The organism is Halobellus captivus (genome assembly GCF_003697845.1).
GTDB classification, from domain to species: domain Archaea; phylum Halobacteriota; class Halobacteria; order Halobacteriales; family Haloferacaceae; genus Halorubrum; species Halorubrum glutamatedens.
This window is the reverse complement of the sequence record NZ_RDQE01000010.1, coordinates 22,651-40,880: the sequence shown is the minus strand read 5'-3', so window position 1 is coordinate 40,880 and position 18,230 is coordinate 22,651. Positions and strand designations below refer to the sequence as shown.

Annotated in this window: 19 protein-coding genes and 1 pseudogene; 12 read left to right on the top strand and 8 right to left on the bottom strand. The window is 69.1% G+C overall.

Going from position 1 to position 18,230, the window contains the following annotated elements:
• Positions 1-31: 31 nt before the first annotated feature.
• From EAO78_RS12270 to EAO78_RS12245, 6 genes and pseudogenes are all read right to left on the bottom strand, one after another.
• Positions 32-799 (bottom strand): ribonuclease H-like domain-containing protein, encoded by a 768-nt coding sequence (locus EAO78_RS12270; RefSeq protein ID WP_122106129.1) that lies wholly within the window; start codon positions 797-799, stop codon positions 32-34.
• A gap of 94 nt (positions 800-893) precedes the next feature.
• Entirely contained in the window at positions 894-2,042 is a 1,149-nt protein-coding gene (locus EAO78_RS12265; protein ID WP_122106128.1) for a thiamine pyrophosphate-dependent enzyme, read from the bottom strand.
• Between the two features lie 22 nt (positions 2,043-2,064).
• Positions 2,065-2,546, bottom strand: a pseudogene (locus EAO78_RS12260) (hypothetical protein).
• Positions 2,547-2,625: 79 nt separating this feature from the next.
• On the bottom strand, positions 2,626-3,666 hold the full coding sequence (locus EAO78_RS12255) for an NAD(P)-dependent alcohol dehydrogenase (RefSeq protein WP_122106127.1): 1,041 nt from the start codon (positions 3,664-3,666) through the stop codon (positions 2,626-2,628).
• A gap of 94 nt (positions 3,667-3,760) precedes the next feature.
• On the bottom strand, positions 3,761-4,453 hold the full coding sequence (locus EAO78_RS12250; RefSeq protein ID WP_122106126.1) for a J domain-containing protein: 693 nt from the start codon (positions 4,451-4,453) through the stop codon (positions 3,761-3,763).
• A gap of 84 nt (positions 4,454-4,537) precedes the next feature.
• Complete coding sequence (locus EAO78_RS12245) at positions 4,538-4,795, bottom strand: MTH865 family protein (RefSeq protein WP_122106125.1); 258 nt, start codon at positions 4,793-4,795, stop codon at positions 4,538-4,540.
• Positions 4,796-4,909: 114 nt separating this feature from the next.
• On the opposite strand from EAO78_RS12245, the gene EAO78_RS12240 reads away from it, so the two are divergent.
• The 8 genes from EAO78_RS12240 to EAO78_RS12205 all read left to right on the top strand — a co-directional run bounded on the left by EAO78_RS12240 (position 4,910) and on the right by EAO78_RS12205 (position 10,217).
• The gene (locus tag EAO78_RS12240; RefSeq protein ID WP_122106124.1) at positions 4,910-6,013 is read left to right on the top strand and encodes a M42 family metallopeptidase; all 1,104 of its coding nucleotides are present in this window, start codon (positions 4,910-4,912) and stop codon (positions 6,011-6,013) included.
• Between the two features lie 111 nt (positions 6,014-6,124).
• Entirely contained in the window at positions 6,125-6,406 is a 282-nt protein-coding gene (locus tag EAO78_RS12235) for a 50S ribosomal protein L44e (RefSeq protein ID WP_066414660.1), read from the top strand.
• Positions 6,407-6,408: 2 nt separating this feature from the next.
• Complete coding sequence (locus EAO78_RS12230) at positions 6,409-6,582, top strand: 30S ribosomal protein S27e (RefSeq protein WP_122106123.1); 174 nt, start codon at positions 6,409-6,411, stop codon at positions 6,580-6,582.
• 17 nt (positions 6,583-6,599) lie between these two features.
• A complete protein-coding gene (locus EAO78_RS12225; protein ID WP_122106122.1) occupies positions 6,600-7,400 on the top strand; it encodes a translation initiation factor IF-2 subunit alpha in 801 nt (266 codons plus the stop codon).
• A 32-nt stretch (positions 7,401-7,432) separates the two neighbouring features.
• Positions 7,433-7,612, top strand: a complete 180-nt coding sequence (locus EAO78_RS12220; protein WP_122106121.1) for an RNA-protein complex protein Nop10 — start codon at positions 7,433-7,435, stop codon at positions 7,610-7,612.
• Positions 7,613-7,726: 114 nt separating this feature from the next.
• Complete coding sequence (locus EAO78_RS12215) at positions 7,727-8,482, top strand: proteasome assembly chaperone family protein (RefSeq protein ID WP_122106120.1); 756 nt, start codon at positions 7,727-7,729, stop codon at positions 8,480-8,482.
• A gap of 101 nt (positions 8,483-8,583) precedes the next feature.
• A complete protein-coding gene (locus EAO78_RS12210; protein WP_122106119.1) occupies positions 8,584-9,750 on the top strand; it encodes a thiolase C-terminal domain-containing protein in 1,167 nt (388 codons plus the stop codon).
• Positions 9,747-10,217 carry a Zn-ribbon domain-containing OB-fold protein gene (locus tag EAO78_RS12205; protein ID WP_122106118.1) on the top strand — a complete coding sequence of 157 codons (471 nt, stop codon included), beginning with the start codon at positions 9,747-9,749 and terminating at the stop codon, positions 10,215-10,217. The genes EAO78_RS12210 and EAO78_RS12205 overlap by 4 nt, the downstream gene beginning before the upstream one ends.
• A 137-nt stretch (positions 10,218-10,354) precedes the next feature.
• Here EAO78_RS12205 and EAO78_RS12200 read toward each other — a convergent pair whose 3' ends face one another.
• A complete protein-coding gene (locus tag EAO78_RS12200) occupies positions 10,355-11,122 on the bottom strand; it encodes a VOC family protein (protein ID WP_122106117.1) in 768 nt (255 codons plus the stop codon).
• Between the two features lie 180 nt (positions 11,123-11,302).
• On the opposite strand from EAO78_RS12200, the gene EAO78_RS12195 reads away from it, so the two are divergent.
• The 3 genes from EAO78_RS12195 (at position 11,303) to EAO78_RS12185 (ending at position 13,640) form a co-directional block, all read left to right on the top strand.
• A complete protein-coding gene (locus EAO78_RS12195) occupies positions 11,303-11,590 on the top strand; it encodes a hypothetical protein (RefSeq protein WP_122106116.1) in 288 nt (95 codons plus the stop codon).
• Between the two features lie 86 nt (positions 11,591-11,676).
• Entirely contained in the window at positions 11,677-12,108 is a 432-nt protein-coding gene (locus tag EAO78_RS12190) for an EamA family transporter (RefSeq protein WP_122106115.1), read from the top strand.
• Positions 12,109-12,194: 86 nt separating this feature from the next.
• A complete protein-coding gene (locus EAO78_RS12185) occupies positions 12,195-13,640 on the top strand; it encodes an MATE family efflux transporter (RefSeq protein WP_122106114.1) in 1,446 nt (481 codons plus the stop codon).
• A 31-nt stretch (positions 13,641-13,671) separates the two neighbouring features.
• Here EAO78_RS12185 and EAO78_RS12180 read toward each other — a convergent pair whose 3' ends face one another.
• Positions 13,672-14,871 (bottom strand): iron-containing alcohol dehydrogenase family protein, encoded by a 1,200-nt coding sequence (locus EAO78_RS12180; RefSeq protein WP_122106113.1) that lies wholly within the window; start codon positions 14,869-14,871, stop codon positions 13,672-13,674.
• A 183-nt stretch (positions 14,872-15,054) separates the two neighbouring features.
• On the opposite strand from EAO78_RS12180, the gene EAO78_RS12175 reads away from it, so the two are divergent.
• A complete protein-coding gene (locus EAO78_RS12175) occupies positions 15,055-18,225 on the top strand; it encodes a tubulin-like doman-containing protein (protein ID WP_122106112.1) in 3,171 nt (1,056 codons plus the stop codon).
• Positions 18,226-18,230 lie beyond the last annotated feature (5 nt).

The window sequence follows — 18,230 nt, the reverse complement described above, 5'->3', positions numbered from 1 at the left end:
ACTGAAAAACATGACGGCGTCGACGCCGCGTTCAGTCGCTCCCGCCGACGACGGGGGCGAACACGTCGCGGTGAAGCGACTCACAGACGGTGTCGGCGAGCGTCCGGAGGTTCTCCGTGTCCTCGCGGTTGTACGACACCAGCGTCTCGAGGGCCCCGTCGTCGCCGCGTTCGTACTCGTGCCACAGCCGGACCGCGTCGCGGCCGGAGAGGTCCGGGCGGTCGCGGTCGATGCCGAGCTGCCTTTCGATCGGCTTCAGCCCGCCCGATAGCCCGATCCGCTTACAGGGGTACATCAGGTCCAGGTGCGGCGTGTCGACCTCGATCCCGAAGGAGGTCTCGAGGAACGGCACGTCGAAGCGCGCCCCGTTGAACGTCGCCAGGAGGTCGGCCTCGCGGAACCGCTCGCGGAGCCGGGCGGCGGTGAGGTCGTCGCCGGCCACGAGTGTCGTCGTCTCGCCGTCCTGATGGAAGCTGACGGTCGTGACCCGGTCGCGGTGCTCGTCGAGGCCGGTCGTCTCGATGTCGAAGAAGCAGGTACCCTCCCGGAAGTCCTCGTAGAGCCGCCAGCGCTCGCCGCTCGGGAACCGCCGGTCGAAGTACGCCGCGTCGCCGTCGTCGAGGCGGGTCCGCGCCTCCGCGATGAACGACTCGATCCGGTCGGCGGTGGTCGAGCCGACGCCCGCGACGTCGACGGCGGGGTCGAACTCCTCCCACGTGTGGACGCCCCGCTCCCAGAGCCGGCGCTCCGTCGTCTCGCCGACCCCCTCGACCGGGATGAAGCTGTTCTCGATGCGCATGTCCGCTACCGGGAGACCGGCGGGCAAAAACCCCGCGGGAGGCGGGCGAATCGATACCGGGTGGCGGCCGGGTCGGTGGCGGAGTTCCCGGAAGCTACTCCCCGAGGTCGAACGCCTCCTCGCCGTGTTCCTCGACCGCCGCGAGCAGTTCGTCGCGCTGGCGACGGAGCTCGGGCGGGAGGTCGGCGTACGCGTGATCGAACATCGCGGCCGGGTCGGGCTCGACCGCCTCCGCCGCGTCGATCGCGTCGGCGACGACGTCGTCGGCGCGGTCGCGGGCCGCCGCGACGCCCTCGTCGTCGATCCGTCCGGTCTCCCGGAGGAACGCCTCCATGCGGTCGATCGGGTCGATCGCCCGCCAGGGCTCGACCGCGTCGTCGGCGCGGTAGGCGGTGGGGTCGTCGGCGGTGGTGTGTGCGCCGTACCGGTACTCGACGAACTCGACGAGCGTGGGACGGGTCGGCGGGCCGTCGGAGGGTGTCTCCCCTCCGTCCCCCTCCCCGTCCGCGTTCCGTGCGCGTTCGGCCGCCGCCCGAGTGACGGCGTAGCTCGCGAGGGGATCCATCCCGTCGACGCGGACGCCGTCGAAGCCGTAGGCGCTCGCCTTCGCGGCGAACGTCGCGCTCGCGGTCTGGCGCTCGCGCGGGACCGAGATCGCCCAGCCGTTGTTGTGACAACAGAACAGGGTCGGCGTGTCGAAGACGCCGGCGAAGTTCATCGCCTCGTGGAAGTCCCCCTCGCTCGTCGCGCCGTCGCCGAAGTGGCAGGCGACCACCCGGTCCTCGTCGCGGTAGTCGAACGCCCACGACGCCCCGACCGCGTGCGGGAGGTGCGCCGCGATCCCGATGTTCAGCGGGAAGACGTTCCCTTCGGCGATCGCCGCCGTCCCGGACTCGTGGCCCATCCAGTAGGGGAGGTACTCCGCGAGGAGGTCGCGGACGACGATCGCCCCGTGCTCGCGGTACTGGTAGCTTATCAGGTCGCGGTCGCGGAGCGCGTGCGTCGACCCGACCGCCGACCCCTCCTGGCCCGCACACGGCGCGTACGTCCCCATCCGCCCCTGCCGCTGGAGGCTGACTGCGCGCTCGTCGAACCGACGGGTGGTGACCATGTCGCGGTAGATCGCCAGAAACGTCTCGTCCGACAGGTCCGGAACGGCCGCGTCCGGAAGCGGGACCCCGTCCGGTCCGAGCACGCGGTAGACGTCCTCGTCGGCGAGGGGATCGTCGCCGGTCTCGTCCATGCGCCCTCGGTGTGGTCCGCAGTCACAAGGAGTTAGCGGTCGCGGCGGCGTCGGGGCGTGCCCCGCTCCGGCGGCGGGCGTAGGTTATCGGGAGGCCGACGAGGGCTCCCGCGACGGCGGTCGCCCCGAGCGTGAAGCCGACCAGCAGCGGGACGGGCCCGCCGTGAGCATCTCGACGCCCCAGACGGCCACGAATCGGCCGGTCCACGCGGCTCCGGTGACGAGCGCGGTGAGCAGCCCGAACGCGGCTCCACGATGGTACGCGTAGGTCCCCGATCGTTCGACGACCGCCCACCAGATCGCCGCGCCGGCGACGAGCGCCGGGCTCGCGAGGAGGAGCATCGAGATCGTGGGGGGAAGGCCGATCACTTCGGCGAAGAGCCCGAGCATGTCGGAGAGCAGGACCGCCGTCACCGCCGCACAGCCGAACGCGTAGATCCCCGCGAGGAGCGACCACCGACGGGACGGCGAGAGGTCGGACCAACGAGCGAGGATCGTGTTCATGTTCGACGGTGAACGACGCACCGTATATCTCTTCTCGAGGGTGAAACGCCGACTTGAGTCTCCGTCCGGCTCGCTCCCGTCAGGGCGTGATCACGGCGCGGCCGTCGATCTCGCCGTGCTCGAGCCTCTCGGCGACCGCGTTGACCTCGCCGAGGTCGTAGCGACTGGTGTGGAGGTCGACGTCGCCCTGTTCGACGAGCGCGACGAGTTCCTGGAGCTCGGCGTAGCGTCCGACGATGTTGCCGACGAACGAGAACTCGCCGTTCACGAGCGCCTGGGCCGGCTCGTGGACGTGGCCGCCGTAGCCGATGATATGGTGGTCGCCGCCGGCGGCGGTGATGTCCGGGGCGTACGCCGTCGTCACGTCCTCGCCGACGAAGTCGAGGACCTGCGTCGCGCCCTTCCCGTCGGTGATCCCGTCGAGCTCCTCGCGGACGTCCGCCTCGCTCGGGTTGACGACGTGGTCGGCACCGTACCCCTCCGCGAGGTCGAGCGCGGACTCCTTGAGGTCGACCGCGGTGATCCGGGCCGCGCTCATCGCGTCGAGACACTGGAGGCCGATGTGGCCCAGCCCGCCGACGCCGATGACGACCGCGTGGTCGCCGGGGACCAGGTCGGCCACCGCCTTCTTCGCGGCGTGGTACGCCGTGATCCCCGCGTCGGCGTGCGGGGCGATGTCGACCGGCTCGACGCCCGTCGGAAGCGGGATCACCGAGCGCTCGCTCGTGTGGAGGTAGTCGGCGAAGCCGCCGTCGGTGGTGAGCCCGTTGAACGCGTCGTTCTCGCAGTACATCGTCTCGCCGAGCCGGCAGGGTCGGCAGGTGCCACAGGTCTGGACCGGATGACAGATGACCGGGTCACCCTCGGAGACGATCCCGACGTCCTCGCCCGTCTCGACGACCGTCCCGGCGTTCTCGTGGCCGAGCGTCATCGGGAGATCCTGGGGGACGTACTCCTCCCACATCCCCTCGATGATGTGGTTGTCGGTCTGACACCACCCCGCCCCCTCGACCTCGACGATCACGTCGCTCGCGCCCGTCGCCTCCGGACGGTCGACCTCGTCGATCGTGAGCCCCTCGGTCATGTCGTCCGTGTACTCGTGAAGTCTGGCTGCGCGCATGTGACACGTGATGACGTGTCTATCGATATAAACGTTCGTTCGGAACGGATCGGCGGGTCCGAAAGAACGGGTGGATACGGACGGAGTGGTCGTGTCAGCGCCCGAATCCGTGTCCGCTCCGGCGGCCGTCCCGCCCGGATCGGCCACCCCGACCTGCCCGGTCGGATACGGCCGTGTTCTCGTCGGCGTGGTCGCTGGCGGTCGCGTACGCCTCCTGGACCCGGCGGAACGCCGCCTCGTCGCCGCCGTGGTCAGGATGGGTCTCCTTCACCCGTTCGCGGTAGGCCCGCTTCACCTCGTCGGCGTCGGCGCCGGTCGCGAGCCCGAGCTCCGCGAAGGCGTCCGCGACGCGGTCGTTTCGTCGCGGCCGTTCGGGACCGACTCCCCAGTCGGGTTCGGTCACGTCGAACGGGAGCCGCCGACCCAGCCCGCGTCCGGGCATCTCGTGTTCGCACAACACGGCGTGAACGTTCTCGCCCTCGAGCCGGAAGTAGTCGTGCGCGTCGAAGGTCACGGCGACCCCGCGTGCCGGGAGGTAGAAGGGAACGACGACGCCGCCGACCGCGTGGTCCTCGAGGAAGCGCTCGCCGATCGCCGTGAGATACGCGCGGATCTCCCCGCGACGGCGGGCGTCGCCGTTCGGAGCCCCCTCGACGGAGGACGCTTCTTCCGGGAACAGTCGCTGACCGAGGTAGAAGACGACGGCGACGACGACGGAGGCTGCGACGCCGAGTGCGACCCCCGCAAGCACCCACGGCGGGACGACGCCGGTAGCGGCCACGGTCACGGGCGACCTAACGGTTGCGTGCCTATCAACCTCTCGCCGGCGGACGTCTCGCGGATCCTCGCCGACCCTCGTCGACGGGCGGGTTCAGATCAGGTCCTTCGATTCGAGCGCCTCGAGGACGTCGTCGACGAGCTCCTCGGCGCTGTCGTAGGGGAAGTCCTGGTCGCTGCCGAGCTTGGCGGCGAGCTCCATCGCGGTGAAGCTCACGTCGCCCGCCTCGAACTTCGTCGCCGGGCCGTTCGGCAGCGCCGGGACGAGGTCCATCTGGTTCTTGACGGGGAAGTCCGCGCCGCCGAACGCGTCCATGAACTGTTCGCGGAGTTCCGCTTTGACGTCCGTCATGCACCCACCTCTCCGGAGGGACCGCAAAAGCGTTGTGGAACCACGATGAATCAGTTTACCGTTCTCTGCGTTGGACCCCACGGTACTTTGACCGTGGGGGCATTGGATCCGCGCATGACCGCCACGTCCGACGACGACCCGATCGACGGTGACCACCCGTTCGGCGGCGCCGATCCGCTCGACGAAGACCTGCTGTACGAGCTGACGGAGGCCCGGGGGGTTCCGGGGTACGAGGACCGCGTCCGGGAGATCGTTCGACGGGAGTTCGCCGACGCCGTCGACCGCGTCCGCACCGACGCGATGGGGAACGTGGTCGGGACGATCGAGGGCGGGTCCGACTACGCCGTCGCGGTGGCGGCCCACATGGACGAGATCGGGTTCATGGTCCGTTACGTCGACGACGAGGGGTTCGTCCAGGTCGACGCCCTCGGCGGGTTCGACCCGCGCGTGCTCCGGGCCCAGCGCGTGACCGTCCACGGCGAGGAGGACCTCACCGGCGTCATCGGCTCCGTCCCGCCACACACGCTCACCGACGAGCAGAGGGAGGCCGACGACGAGGTCTCGGACGTCTTCATCGACCTCGGCCGTGACGCCGACGCGGTCGAGGAACTGGTGAGCGTCGGCGACCTCGTCACGCTCGACCAGACGACGACGCGGATGGGCGACTGCGTGACCGGGAAGGCGCTCGACGACCGGGTCTGCCTGTTCGCGATGCTCGAGGCCGCCCGGCGGATCGACGACCCCGACGCCACGATCCACTTCGCCGCGACGGTCCAGGAGGAGGTCGGGCTCCGCGGCGCGCACGCGCTCGGCGTCGACGTCGATCCGGACCTCGCGATCGCGCTCGACGTCACCGTCGCGAACGACGTCCCGCAGATCGGCGAGGCGGCCGACGCGGTGACGAGCCTCGGCGAGGGGGCGGCGATCAAGCTCAAGGACTCCTCGGTGATCACGAGTCCGAAGGTCCACCGGCGGCTGACGGCGGTCGCCGAGTCGAACGACATCGACCACCAACACGAGGTGTTGCCGGCGGGCGGCACCGACACCGCCGGCTTCCAGACTCCGGGCGGCGCGAAGCCGGTCGGCGCGATCTCGATCCCCACGCGGTACCTCCACACGGTGACCGAGACCGCGGACGTGCGGGACGTCGCGGCGACGATCGACCTGCTGACGGCTTTCCTGGAGTCGGAGACGGGCAAGCACGACTACACGCTGTAGGCCGCGGTCCGAGGGCGCGATTCGCCCCCGACGGACGCCGCGTCCGCCGTCCACGCCAGACCAAACCCGTTTTAAGCGTCGGCGTCGAACCGGCTTCCAAGGTAGATATCCATGGAAATGCCACGCCGCTTCAATACGTACTGCCCTCACTGTGACTCCCATCAGGAGCACGAGGTAGAGAAGGTCCGATCGGGCCGTGCGACCGGCATGAAACGCGACGCGCGTCAGCGACGCCGCGCGCTCGCGACGATCGGCAACGCCGGCGGATACTCGAAGGTGCCCGGTGGCGACAAGCCCACCAAGAAGACCCACCTGAAGTACCGCTGCAGCGACTGCGGGAAGGCCCACATGCGCGAGGGATGGCGCGCGGGCCGACTCACGTTCCAGGAGTAACCATGGCGGGAAGCTTCCACCGCGTGGTCTGTGCGGACTGTGAGAACGAACAGGTCGTCTTCGGCAAGGCCTCCTCGGTCGTGTCGTGTGCCGTCTGCGGCACCACGCTCGCGACCCCGACCGGCGGGGAGGCCGAGCTGTACGGCGACGTCGTGGAAACCGTTGAGGCGCGGTAACCGCCTCACCCCCCATCATGAAGTACAGCGGCTGGCCCGAACCCGGTGAGCTCGTCGTCGGCGAGATCGACGAGATCGCCGACTTCGGCGTCTTCGTCGATCTCGACCAGTACGAGGGGAAGCGCGGCCTGTGTCACATCAGCGAGGTCGCCTCCGGCTGGATCAAGAACGTCCGCGACCACGTCCGCGAGGGGCAGACGGTCGTCGCGAAGGTGCTCGAGGTCGATACGTCCTCCAACCAGATCGACCTCTCGATCAAGGACGTCAACGAACACCAGCGAAAGGAGACGATACAGGACTGGAAGAACGAGCGCAAGGCCGACAACTGGATGCTCATCGCGCTCGGCGAGGACGTCGGCGACGACCGCTACACCTCGGTCGCCAACGCGCTCCTCCGCGAGTACGACTCGCTGTACGACGCCTTCGAGGCGTCGGCGATCCGCGGGCTCGAGGCGCTCGAGGACGTGGAGGTCGACGACGAGTCGGCCGAAGCGATCGTCGACGCGGCCCGGGAGAACGTCTCGGTCCCGTACGTCGACGTGACCGGCTACGTCGACCTCGAGTCGACCGCGTCCGACGGCGTCGACGACGTCAAGAGCGCACTGGAGGCCGCCGAGGGGAACGGCGAGGTCCCGGACGGCGTCGAGCTCGACGTGGGCTACGTCGGCTCGCCCGAGTACCGGATCAAGGTGCGCGCGCCCGACTACAAGACCGCGGAGGACCAGCTCGAGGCCGCCGCGGAGCGCGCCCGCGTGGCGATCGAGTCGGCCGGCGGCGTCGGGTCGTTCCACCGCGAACGACGCGAGGACGACGAGTAATCGCGACCCCCTACGTTTCATCTTCACCCCCCGTGCGCTCCGATATTCACGTCTGTTCGGATCCGGAGAACGTTCACGACCGTCCGGTGTACACGCTCGGCGACAGCTGTCCGGTCTGTGACGCGCCGACGGAGAACAGCGCGCCGGCCCCGTTCGACCCGACGGACCGGTACGGCGAGTACCGCCGGCGTGCGCGGCGGGACCGGCCCTGAGCCATCCCGACGGCACGTCCTAACTGAGCGCCCCCGACGGAACCGCCCCGGAGCCTCCGATCGCTGCCCGCGGAATAGCCACCCTCTTGTGACCGCCGCCCGGACGGACACGACATGGACGACATCGAGATCGACGAGGTGGCGACGCCGGAGCTCGACGAGCCGGTGCTGATCGAGGGGCTTCCCGGCGTCGGCCACGTGGGAAAGCTCGCGGCCGAACACCTCCTCGAGGAGTTCGACGGCGAACTCGTCCGGCGGGTGTACGCGACGGAGTTCCCGCCACAGGTGAGCGTCGACGGCGAGGACGGAGTGGCGGAGCTCACCTGTGCGGAGTTCCACGCCGTCGAGACCGACGGTGCCGACCTGCTCGTGTTGACCGGCGACCACCAGGCGGGATCGAACGCGGGCCACTACTCGCTCACCTCGACGTTCCTCGACGTCGCCGAGTCGTTCGGCGCGGAGCGCGCGTTCGCGCTGGGGGGCGTGCCCACGGGCGAGCTCGTCGAGGAGTACACGGTGCTCGGCGCGGTCTCGGAGGCGACGCTCTCGGACGGCCTTCGCGAGGCCGGCGTGGAGTTCCGGCCGGACGAGCCGGCGGGCGGGATCGTCGGGGTGTCCGGGCTCGTGCTCGGTCTCGGCGGTCGCCGCGGGCTGGAGGCGGCCTGTCTGATGGGCGAGACCAGCGGCTACCTCGTCGACCCGAAGAGCGCGCGGGCGGTCCTGGAGGTCCTCGAGGAGCTGCTCGACTTCGAGCTCGCCTACGACTCCCTCGAGGACCGCGCCGAGGAGATGGAGGAGGTCGTCGGCAAGATCCGCGAGATGCAGGAGGGACCGGCCGTCCCCGACGACGACCTTCGCTACATCGGGTAGACCGTCGATTCCCTCCTCCCGGCGTCGTCTCTCTCCTCCCGTTCCGGATCCGATCCCCCGTTCCGGCAGAGCTAAACGCGGTCCGGGACCATCGATCGTGTATGACTGGGGTACGCGTCGCCGGCGTCGGACTCACGCAGTTCGGGAGCCAGCCCGAGCGAACGGGTCGGGACCTGTTCGCGGAGGCTGCTGACCGAGCGTTCACGGACGCCGGCGTCGACCGGGACGCCGTCGAGGAACTGAACTACGGCAACTTCATGGGCGCGCTCGCGGAGCACCAGGGCCACCAGGCGCCGCTGATGGCGGAGGCGGCCGGGGTCCGCTGTCCGGCCACCCGCTACGAGTCCGCGTGTGCGTCGGCGGGCGTCGCGGTCCGCGAGGCGGTCCGCACGGTGGCGGCGGGCGACGCCGACGTCGTCCTCGCCGGCGGGATGGAGCGCATGACGAACCTCGACACCGAGGGGGCGACGGAGGGGTTGGCGATCGCCGCGGACGACCTCTTCGAGGTGGGGGCGGGGGTCACGTTCCCCGGCGCGTACGCGCTGATGGCGAACGCCTACTTCGAGGCTCACGGCGGAGGGCGGGAGGAACTCGCACACGTCGCCTCGAAGAACCACGAGAACGCCCTCCCGAACGAGTACGCACAGTTCCGGAAGGCGGTCTCCGTCGAGGAGGCGCTCGCCGCCCCGCCGGTCGCGGAGCCGCTCCACCTCTACGACGCCTGTCCGATCACCGACGGCGCGAGCGCGCTCGTGTTCGTCTCCGAGGAGTACGCCGCGGACAACGACCTCGACGCGCCCGTCGCCGTGACCGGGACGGGCCAGGGGACGGACCGGATGGCCCTCGCCGACCGGGCGGACCTCGCGTCGACGCCCGCGGCCGACGACGCCGCGGCCGCCGCCTACGACGACGCCGGGATCGGCCCCGACGACGTCGACCTCGCGGAGGTCCACGACTGCTTCACGATCGCGGAGGTGCTCGCGATCGAGTCGCTCGGGTTCGCCGAGCCGGGCGAGGGGATCGCCGCCGCCCGCGACGGACACACGACCGCCGACGGCGACCTCCCGGTGAACCTCTCCGGCGGCCTCAAGGCGAAGGGCCATCCCGTCGGCGCGACCGGCGGCTCGCAGATAGCCGAGGTGACGCGTCTGTTGCGCGGCGATCACCCGAACAGCGACCACGTCGCCGACGCCGAGGTGGGCGTCGCGCACAACGCGGGCGGGACGGTGGCGAGCGCCGTCGTCCACGTCCTGGAGGTGGCGGAATGAGCGACGAGACCGCGGGGAACGGCGCCTCGGCGACCGTGAACGCCGGCTACGACGAGTGGATCGACGCGCTCGCGGAGGGTGCCGGCTACGCGCTCGTCTGTCCGGACGGACACGGCTCGCTGCCGCCGCGGCGGGTGTGTCCGGAGTGCGGGTCGTCGTCGCTCTCGGAGGAGGCGCTCCCGGAGCGGGGGGAGATAGAGACCTACACCGTCGTCCACGTCCCCTCGCCGCGGTTCGCCGACGACGCCCCGTACGTCACCGCGGTCGCCCGGTTCGGACCGGTCCGGCTGACGGGGGTCGTCCGTGGCGTCGATCCCGTGAACGACGGGAACGGAGACACGGGGGACGGTGATAACGCGGACGCCGTCGACGACGCGGTCGAGGTCGGTACCGCGGTCGAGGTCACGGTGGGAGAGCGCGAGACCGACGGCGGGCGGGTCGTCGTCTTCCGGCCGGTCGAGGAGTAGGCAATCGGCGCGTCGAAGGCGGACGTCGGCACGTCGAAGGCGGACGTCGGCACGTCGAAGGCGGACGTCGGCACGTCGAAAACGGGCGTCGTAGCGGTGAGGCGGTCATTCCGGCGGTTCGGACCGCTTTCAGTGCGTCAGTCCTCGGTGACCAGTTCGACCTCGTGGCCGTCCTGGTCCTTCGTGAACGCGTAGCGGTTGTCACACGACTCGGGATCGCGGTAGTCGGCGGACTCGCGAACCATCAACCGTTCCCAGGCGTCGTCGAGGTCGTCGACCTCGATCGCGAGGTGACCCCACGCGTCGCCCATCGTGTAGCTCCGGCCGTCGTAGTTGTAGGTGAGTTCGAGCGTCATCGCCTCCTTCGGGGCGTCCTCGGGCGCGACGAAGTAGTTCGCGAACGTGTCGGCCTCCCAGCGGTCGCGGGCCTCACCGAACTCGAACTTTCGCGTCCAGTAGCCGAGCGCCGCGTCGGCGTCCTCGACGCGGATCATCGTGTGGTCGAGGCTCCACTTCGCGCCGTAGTCGCGCTTGACGATCTCGACCTCGTGGCCGTCCGGGTCCTTCACGAACGCGTAGCGGTTCCCGCAGGACTCGGGGTCGCGGTAGTCCTCGACGCCGGCCTCGATCAGCTCGTCGTACGACTCCTGGAGGGCGTCCTCGGGCACGCGCACCGCGATGTGGCCCCACCCGTCGCCAATCTCGTAGGTGCGGTCGTCGTGGTTGTAGGTGAGCTCCAAGAGCGCGCCCGACTCGTGGACGTCCTCGGGGCCGAGGAACACGTTCGTGAACGTGTCCGCCTCCCAGCGACCCTTCTCCTCGTAGTTCAGGTGCGTTTGATACCAGTCGAGGCTCTCCTCTAAGTCCTCGACGCGGATCATCACGTGGTCGAACGTGGACTCCATACCCGACCGTTCGGCCGCTCGGTGCAAAAACGTACTGAACCGATAACTCGCGGGAAGCGATCAGGGACCGCTCTCGGGATTCGATCGGAGACCGCCCTCTCGGTCCGGGAGAGGTAACGAAAAACGCCGTTTGTGCCTTCGTTTCGTATTTGCCGTCTTCCCCCGTGATCCGAACACGGGATGAGTCGCGATACGGAATCCGCACGCGTTCGGACGCTCGCTCGCTCCGGCTCCGCCGGCGTCTCGGCGGCCGCGGAGCGTCTCGCGTTCTGGACGGCGGTCGCGTTTCCCGTCGTCTACGTCGGTCTCGCGGTCCTCCGCGACCGGATCCCCGCGTTCGGTGCGGCGGTCCTCGCCCTCCTCGTCGCCAACGCCGTCGTTCTGCTCGTCGGACACGCGTACGAGCCCGACCGGAGCGAGCGGCGGACCCGGGACGAGTCGGAGAGTCGGGGCGTCCGGGACGAGTGACTGCCGGGACCGGTGACGGTGGATCACGGGACGGTGCCCCGCCACGAGTCGGCAGGGACTTGCCGGTCGCCTTCGACGAGGAGCGTATGGACGCAACCTACCTCCCCTACGCGCTCCTCGCGATGGGCGCGTACACGTTCGTCTCGCCGCTCATGCGGGTCGCGACCACCGGACCCGACGCGATCCCCAGCGACGTCGCCGTCATCGTCTCGAACGTCCTTTTGGTCTCGATGGCGGCCGGCATCGTCTGGTACACCGGACAGGGGTTCTCGTCGCATCTCGCCTCTCCCAAACTGCTCCACGTGCTCGGCGCCGGCGTCTTCCTCGGTATCGGCATCCTCGCACTGTATCGGGCGCTCTCGCTCGGCCCGGTCAGCGTCGTGACGCCGATATTCGCCATGTTCCTCGTGTTCTCCTCGCTGATCGGCGTGCTCCTCCTCGGCGAGTCGTTCTCGGCGCGCAAGGCGCTCGGGATCGCCTTCGCGGCGGCCGCCGTCTACCTCGTCTCGGGTGCCTGAGAGCCGCACGCGGCCGACGACGATCCGGAAACGCCCGCCGCGTGAGGAAACCCCTTTATTAATCCCCGAGAAAGGAACCGTACTCAGTGTCCTCCATTCCGAACCCGTTCCGGCTCGTCATCCTCTACATCGGCTTCGCGCTCGCGCGTCTGGGGCTCATCGACCGCCACCGCGTGGTCCGGACGACCGACCTGGCGTGGCCGCGGATCGTCACGGGGATCGCCCGCATGTCGAAGAACGCGGTCGACGTGGCGATGGTCGGTGCCGCACTCGGCACCAGCGCGGTCGCCGGCGTCGGCTTCGCCGGCCCCTTCTGGGGGCTCGCGTTCGCCATCGGCGGCGGCGTCGCCGGCGGGACGATCGCGTTGGTCTCACAGCGCTACGGGGCCGAGGCGTTCCGGGAGCTCGGGGACGCGATCCGCGCCAGCACCCTGCTCGTGGTGATGATAAGCATCCCCGTCACGCTCGTCTTCTGGACGTACCCGACCGAACTCATCTCGCTCATCAGTAGCAACCAGACGGCGATCGCGTACGGCTCGGACTACCTGCGGATCGTCGGGATCGGCGTGCCGTTCGCGGGCTTGAACCTGGTCGGAGGGCGGGCGCTCGTCGGCTGTGACGACTCCTACACCGCGATGCAGCTCCGCGCCGGCGGGGCGATCGTGAACGTCGTGTTGAACGCGTGGTTCATCTTCGGACTCGGCTGGGGCGTGGAGGGCGCCGCGCTCGGGACCGTCCTCTCGAACGTCGTCGTCACGTCGGCGTTCGCGGCCGGGATCGCGCGCGGTCGGCTCCCGGTTCTCGGCGCGTTCCCGGTCGCGATCGACCCGTTCGGGTCGTATCTCAACCCGGACATGCTCCACGACCTCGTCGAGATCGGCCTCCCCGTGGGCGCCCGGAACCTCGTTTGGACCTCCGCGGAGTTCCCCATGCTCTTCGTGCTCGACATCTTCGGCGAGAGCACGGTGGCAGCGTTCGTGATCGCCCGCCGGATCTGGGGGATCATGAACACGCCCGGGTGGGGCTTCGGGCTCGCCTCCTCCAGCCTCGTCGGGCAGGAGCTCGGCGGTGACGACCCCGCGGAGGCGGAGGCGTACGCCCGCGACATCATCCGTTTTTCCGTGGGGGCGTACCTCGTGAGCGCGGCGCTCATCGCGACGTTCGCGGGCGACATCGTGGTCCTCTTCGCCGACAGCGCGGACAGTCCGGAGGTACCCATCGCGGTGAACCTGGTGTACGCCGCCTGTGTCGCGGTCGTCTTCCAGGGGATCTCGGGTGGGGCGGCGGGCCCGCTCGACGCCGCCGGCGACACGAAGGTACCGTTCGCCAGCCAGTTCGTCGGGATGTTCCTCGTGTCGATCCCGCTGGCGTACGTCGGGGCGACCACCCAACTCGGCCTGTGGGGGCTTTACCTGGCGTTCCTCGCCGAGACGACGATACCCGCGGCGATCAACTACTGGCGGTTCCGCTCGGGCAAGTGGAAGGCCATCAGCCAGGCGTACCGCCCCGACGCGGCCGTCGCGGACGACTGACCCCGTCCCGACGTGGTCGACGGGGACCGTCCTACCACGCCCCGCGGAGCACGCCCTCGATCCGCTCCGGCGAGGCGTCGATCCCGGCGGGCGCGCGCTCCATCGGCGGGTCCTCGGCGATGAACTCGGCGATCGCGGGGAGGTCGTCCTCGCGGACGACGTCGACGTCGCGGAGACGGTTCGGAACCGGAAGCGCGTCGCGGACGCTCGCGACCGCGTCGACGACCGCCTCGGCGACCGCGTCGTCGTCGCGGCCCTCGGCGTCGATCCCGAGCCCGGCGGCGAGCGCCCGACGGCCGGCGTCGACCTCCTCGAAGAGGTACGCGAGGACGTGTGGAACGACGACCGCGTGGATCGCGCCCTGCTGGACGTCGTACCGGCGGGCGAACCCGTGGCCGAACGCGTGGACGACGCTGATCTTCCGGTCGATCTGGACGAGCAGCGTCCCGGCGACCGCCCGGTCCATCGCGGCCGCCGCGTCGCCGGCGCGGTCGCCCGCGACGACCGGGAGCGACCCGGAGAGGAGCCGGATCCCGTGGACTGCGGTCGCGTCGCTGACGGGCGAGGCGTCGCGGGCGTACACCGTCTCGATCCCCTTATCGAACCCGTTCATCGCCGAGCCGGCGAGGACGGACCGCGGCGTCGTCTCGAAGAGGTCCGGGTCGAGCAGGTCGGCGACCGGCATGGCGGAGCCGCTCACCGTCAGCGGCTGGCCCGTCGGCGACGCGTCGGCGGAGAGCACTTCGAGCGACCCGCCGGCCGAGAGGTCCGCCCCCGCGAACGTGGTCGGGATCGCGACCACCGGAAACGCCGGGTCCGCGATCGGCGAGTCGATCGATCCCCCGCGGGCCTCCGACTCGAGGGCGGCGAGGTCGCGCCCGTCGGCCGCGATGACGGACGCCTGTCTCGCGACGTCGAGGCTGCTCCCGCCGCCGACCGCGACGAGGGCGTCGGCGTCCGCCGTCGCCGCCGCCTCGAGCAGATCGAAGGCGGTCTCGGCCCGCTTCTCGGGAGTCGTTCCGTCGAAGGTCCTCGCGTGTCGGTCGCCGAGGCCCGCCCGGATGGGTTCCATGAGGGCGTCGTTCGTCCCGACGTTCGGACCACAGACGACGAGCGCGCCGTCGACCCCTCGATCGGCGAGGTAGTCTCCGAGGTCGGCGGTACGTCCGCGTCCGTACAACACGTCACAGCCGTCGTACGCCGAGTCGAATCGGTCCGCGATCGGCAACATGCTCACCCGTACCACGCGGGCCGGTTTGTAGCTGTGGGGAACGAACGTTTGTATCGATGGGGAACCATCCGGGCGCGTGATCGAGAACCGCCGATCCGCCCGCGTTCGTTTCCGAGATCTGTCAACAAAACGTCCAGCCATCGAATAATTTATAGATAGTTGTAAGGATCGTTGGATGTCAGCATGAATCTCCCAAGCAGGATATTTGCGATCGGGGGTGCTGGGAAGGCCATTACGTACGAACTTCTGAAAGCCGATTGGGTCCAGGAGGCGGTCCTGCGGCCCCGCCCGAACCCCGAGACGTTGACCGTGACCGTGATCGACACGGCGGAGGAGGAGGAGAACCGTGACCTCGAACGAATCAAGGAGATCGAACAGCAGATCCAGGAGACCAAAGACCGGCTCCGTTCGGAACACACCGGCCGACCGGGAGAGATCACCATCGAGTACCTCCCGCTCACCCGGAACATCCAGCTCCACGACCAGAACGACCTCATCGGCGAGGAGGCGGTGCCGCGGATCGCCTCGGGCGTCGGGATGGAGGAGGAGAACTGGTGGCTCCAGCCGGAGTTCATCAACGAGAACCTCGACTTCGCCACCGGCGTCGTCCGGAAGCGCGGTCTGGGGAAGGGGCTCTACTACAAGGCGTACGCCGAGGACGACGACGTCCGGACGGCCATCGACCTCCCGGGCCGCGGGAAGGTCGCGGTCATCGCCGGACTCGGCGGCGGCTCCGGGTCGGGGATCTTCATCGACCTCGTCAAACACCTCAAGCGCACGCAGCGGACCGCGGAGATCACCCTGTTCGGCGTGTTGCCGAACGACGACGAGGGCGACGCGGAGAACGCGAACGCACACGCCGCGCTCTCCGAGCTCGAGTACCTGAGCCTTCAGGACGAGGACCTGTTCAAGGACCGGATCCTCATCCCTATCGACCCAACCGGGTTCGGCGGGAAGAAGGCGAACATCCTCCAGAGCTCCGACGCGCTCCTGGAGTTCGACCGGGCCGCGATCTACCTCATCGCGACCTACTACAACATGATGGACATGGAGGACCCGTTCGCGGACACGCCCTCCCACGCGCCGTTCATCATCGGGATCCCGCAGGTACTCCGGTACAACGTCGACGCGATCCAGGACGCGAAAACCGTCACGAAGGACATCCTGAACGCCAAACAGGACGCCCTCGAGGCGGAGGCGGACATCTACGCGGGCGTCGACCGGTTCCTCTCGCGCGAGTGGAGCCCCGACGGCATGAACGGCGAGCTCCACGACTCCGACCGGACCGACCTCGAGACGCGGCTCAACAACGTGAAGTCGCTTCTCGACCTCGATCTCTTCACCGAGCTCGACTACGAGTCGGTCTCGATCTACCGCGAGATCGTCTCGGAGGCGGAGATGGAGACGGACGACATCGTCGAGCTCATCGAGGTGATCGGCGGCTCCATCCGTGCCGGGACCGCCGAGGTGAGCACCGACGGCGAGCAGTTCGTCGACAGCATCGACAAACAGCTCGGCGACGTGATCCGCGACGAGCTGAACCGCCTCGCACACCGGAAGGACCTGCTCGTCCGGCTTCGCGCCGTCGACGACAACCGCGTCGAGAGCACGATCAGCTACCTCCTCGCGCTGGAGGACGAGGCGATAAACGCCGGCGTCCGGCTCAACCAGCTCGAGGCCAAACTCGAGGAGGCGGCCGATCGCCGCGACCGGCTCCAGGCGGACCTCGAGGACGCGGACGAGGAGCTCGAGGAGCGACGGCGATCCCAACAGGACGAGGTCGACCGTCGCGTCGACGAGTGGGAGCGGTCGGTTCAGCCCATCTACGAGGAGTACGAGGACTGCCGGTCGATCGACGCCGAGCGGATGGGCGACGAGCTCGAGATGGCGCTCGAGGCGTACGCCCGCGAGGTGAAGAACGCGGAGACCGAGGACCAGCTCGAGGCGGTGAGCGACGGACAGGTGCGGAGCACGCTCAACGAGCTCTCCGAGGAGTTCGACCGCGTCGGGATCAACGTCTCCGACACCGAGCGGCGAATAAACGGCTCGCTCGCCGACCTGGCGGACGCGAAGGAGGCGTTCCTCCTGATGAACCAGGAGGAGGGAACCATCGAGTCCATCCTCCCGTGGGACACCTCCGGCGAGGAGGAGCGCAAGCAGGCACAGAAGAACTACCGGATGAAACGCAACCAGCTCGACGACAACGAGGTCTTCGCGATCTCCCGTGCCGGGGACTCGCTGTCGATCGAGCTGGATTTCTCCGTCGACAGCCTCCAGCGGACGATAGAGGAGGAACTCGAGGACCGCCGCCGGGACATCGTCACCGAGACCCGCGCCGAACTCGAGACCGACAGTCCGCGGGCGCTCGACGAGATCGAACGCCAGCTCGACTCGGGCGCGAGCTTCTCCGAGCTCGCACACGAGTTCGAGGAGCTGATCAAGGACGAGGTCGTCGAGACCGACGACATCGAGCGTCGCCGCGACGAGCTCCAGTCGGAGCTCGAGGACGCGGAACACAAAGCAGAGCTGTACGAGGGGACGGTCAGCCTCTTCGAGGAGCTCAACGGCCCGCGCGACGCGTTCATCAACTCCCAGGGGAAGTACCGCAACCTCCGGGAGAACTACAACGAGAGCCGGGAGACGTCCGTCTCGACCGAGGATGAGGAGTACCACTACGTCAAGACGGTCAAACCCCATGACATCCTCCAGCTCCGCGACGACGCCGACATCGCCGAGAGCAAGCTGTTCGACGACGAGACGGAGAAACAGCGGCTCCGCGGCTCCTTAGAGGAGCTCGCGAAGAACGCACACAACCCCAAGTACACCGGGATCCGGAAACGCCGGATCAGCGGCGACCGCTCCCGATACAACGACATGAACATCGTCGTCGGCGTGATGAGCCGGGCGATAAACCAGATCGGCGACGTGGCCGACCTCAAACCCGTCTTCCAGGGCGCGTACAACCTGGGTGCCGGCAGCGAGAACTTCGCCTCGTTCCCGGTCGAGGCCGGCGGAAGCTGGGACATCGGGCTCGGGATCTTCATCGACGGGATCTTCCTGGACAACCTCCGGGCGGAGGTCGAAGCCGACGGCTACCAGACCGGGTACCAGGCCAAGGAGGCGTCCGACGACACCGACATCCTGGTTCACCACACCCACGGCCTCGACGAGGGGTACTACGTCCGGCGGAACGAGGTGTTGAACCTCGAGAACCCCAACGACACCCAGTTCTTCCTCCGGAACGAGGGGGAGATCAAACGCGACCTCCTGGAGGAACACATCGAGCGCGTCCCGTTCACGGACGGGGCGAAGCAGGCGGACGCGCCCTCCGAAACGCTCGACGGGGGGGAGTGACATAG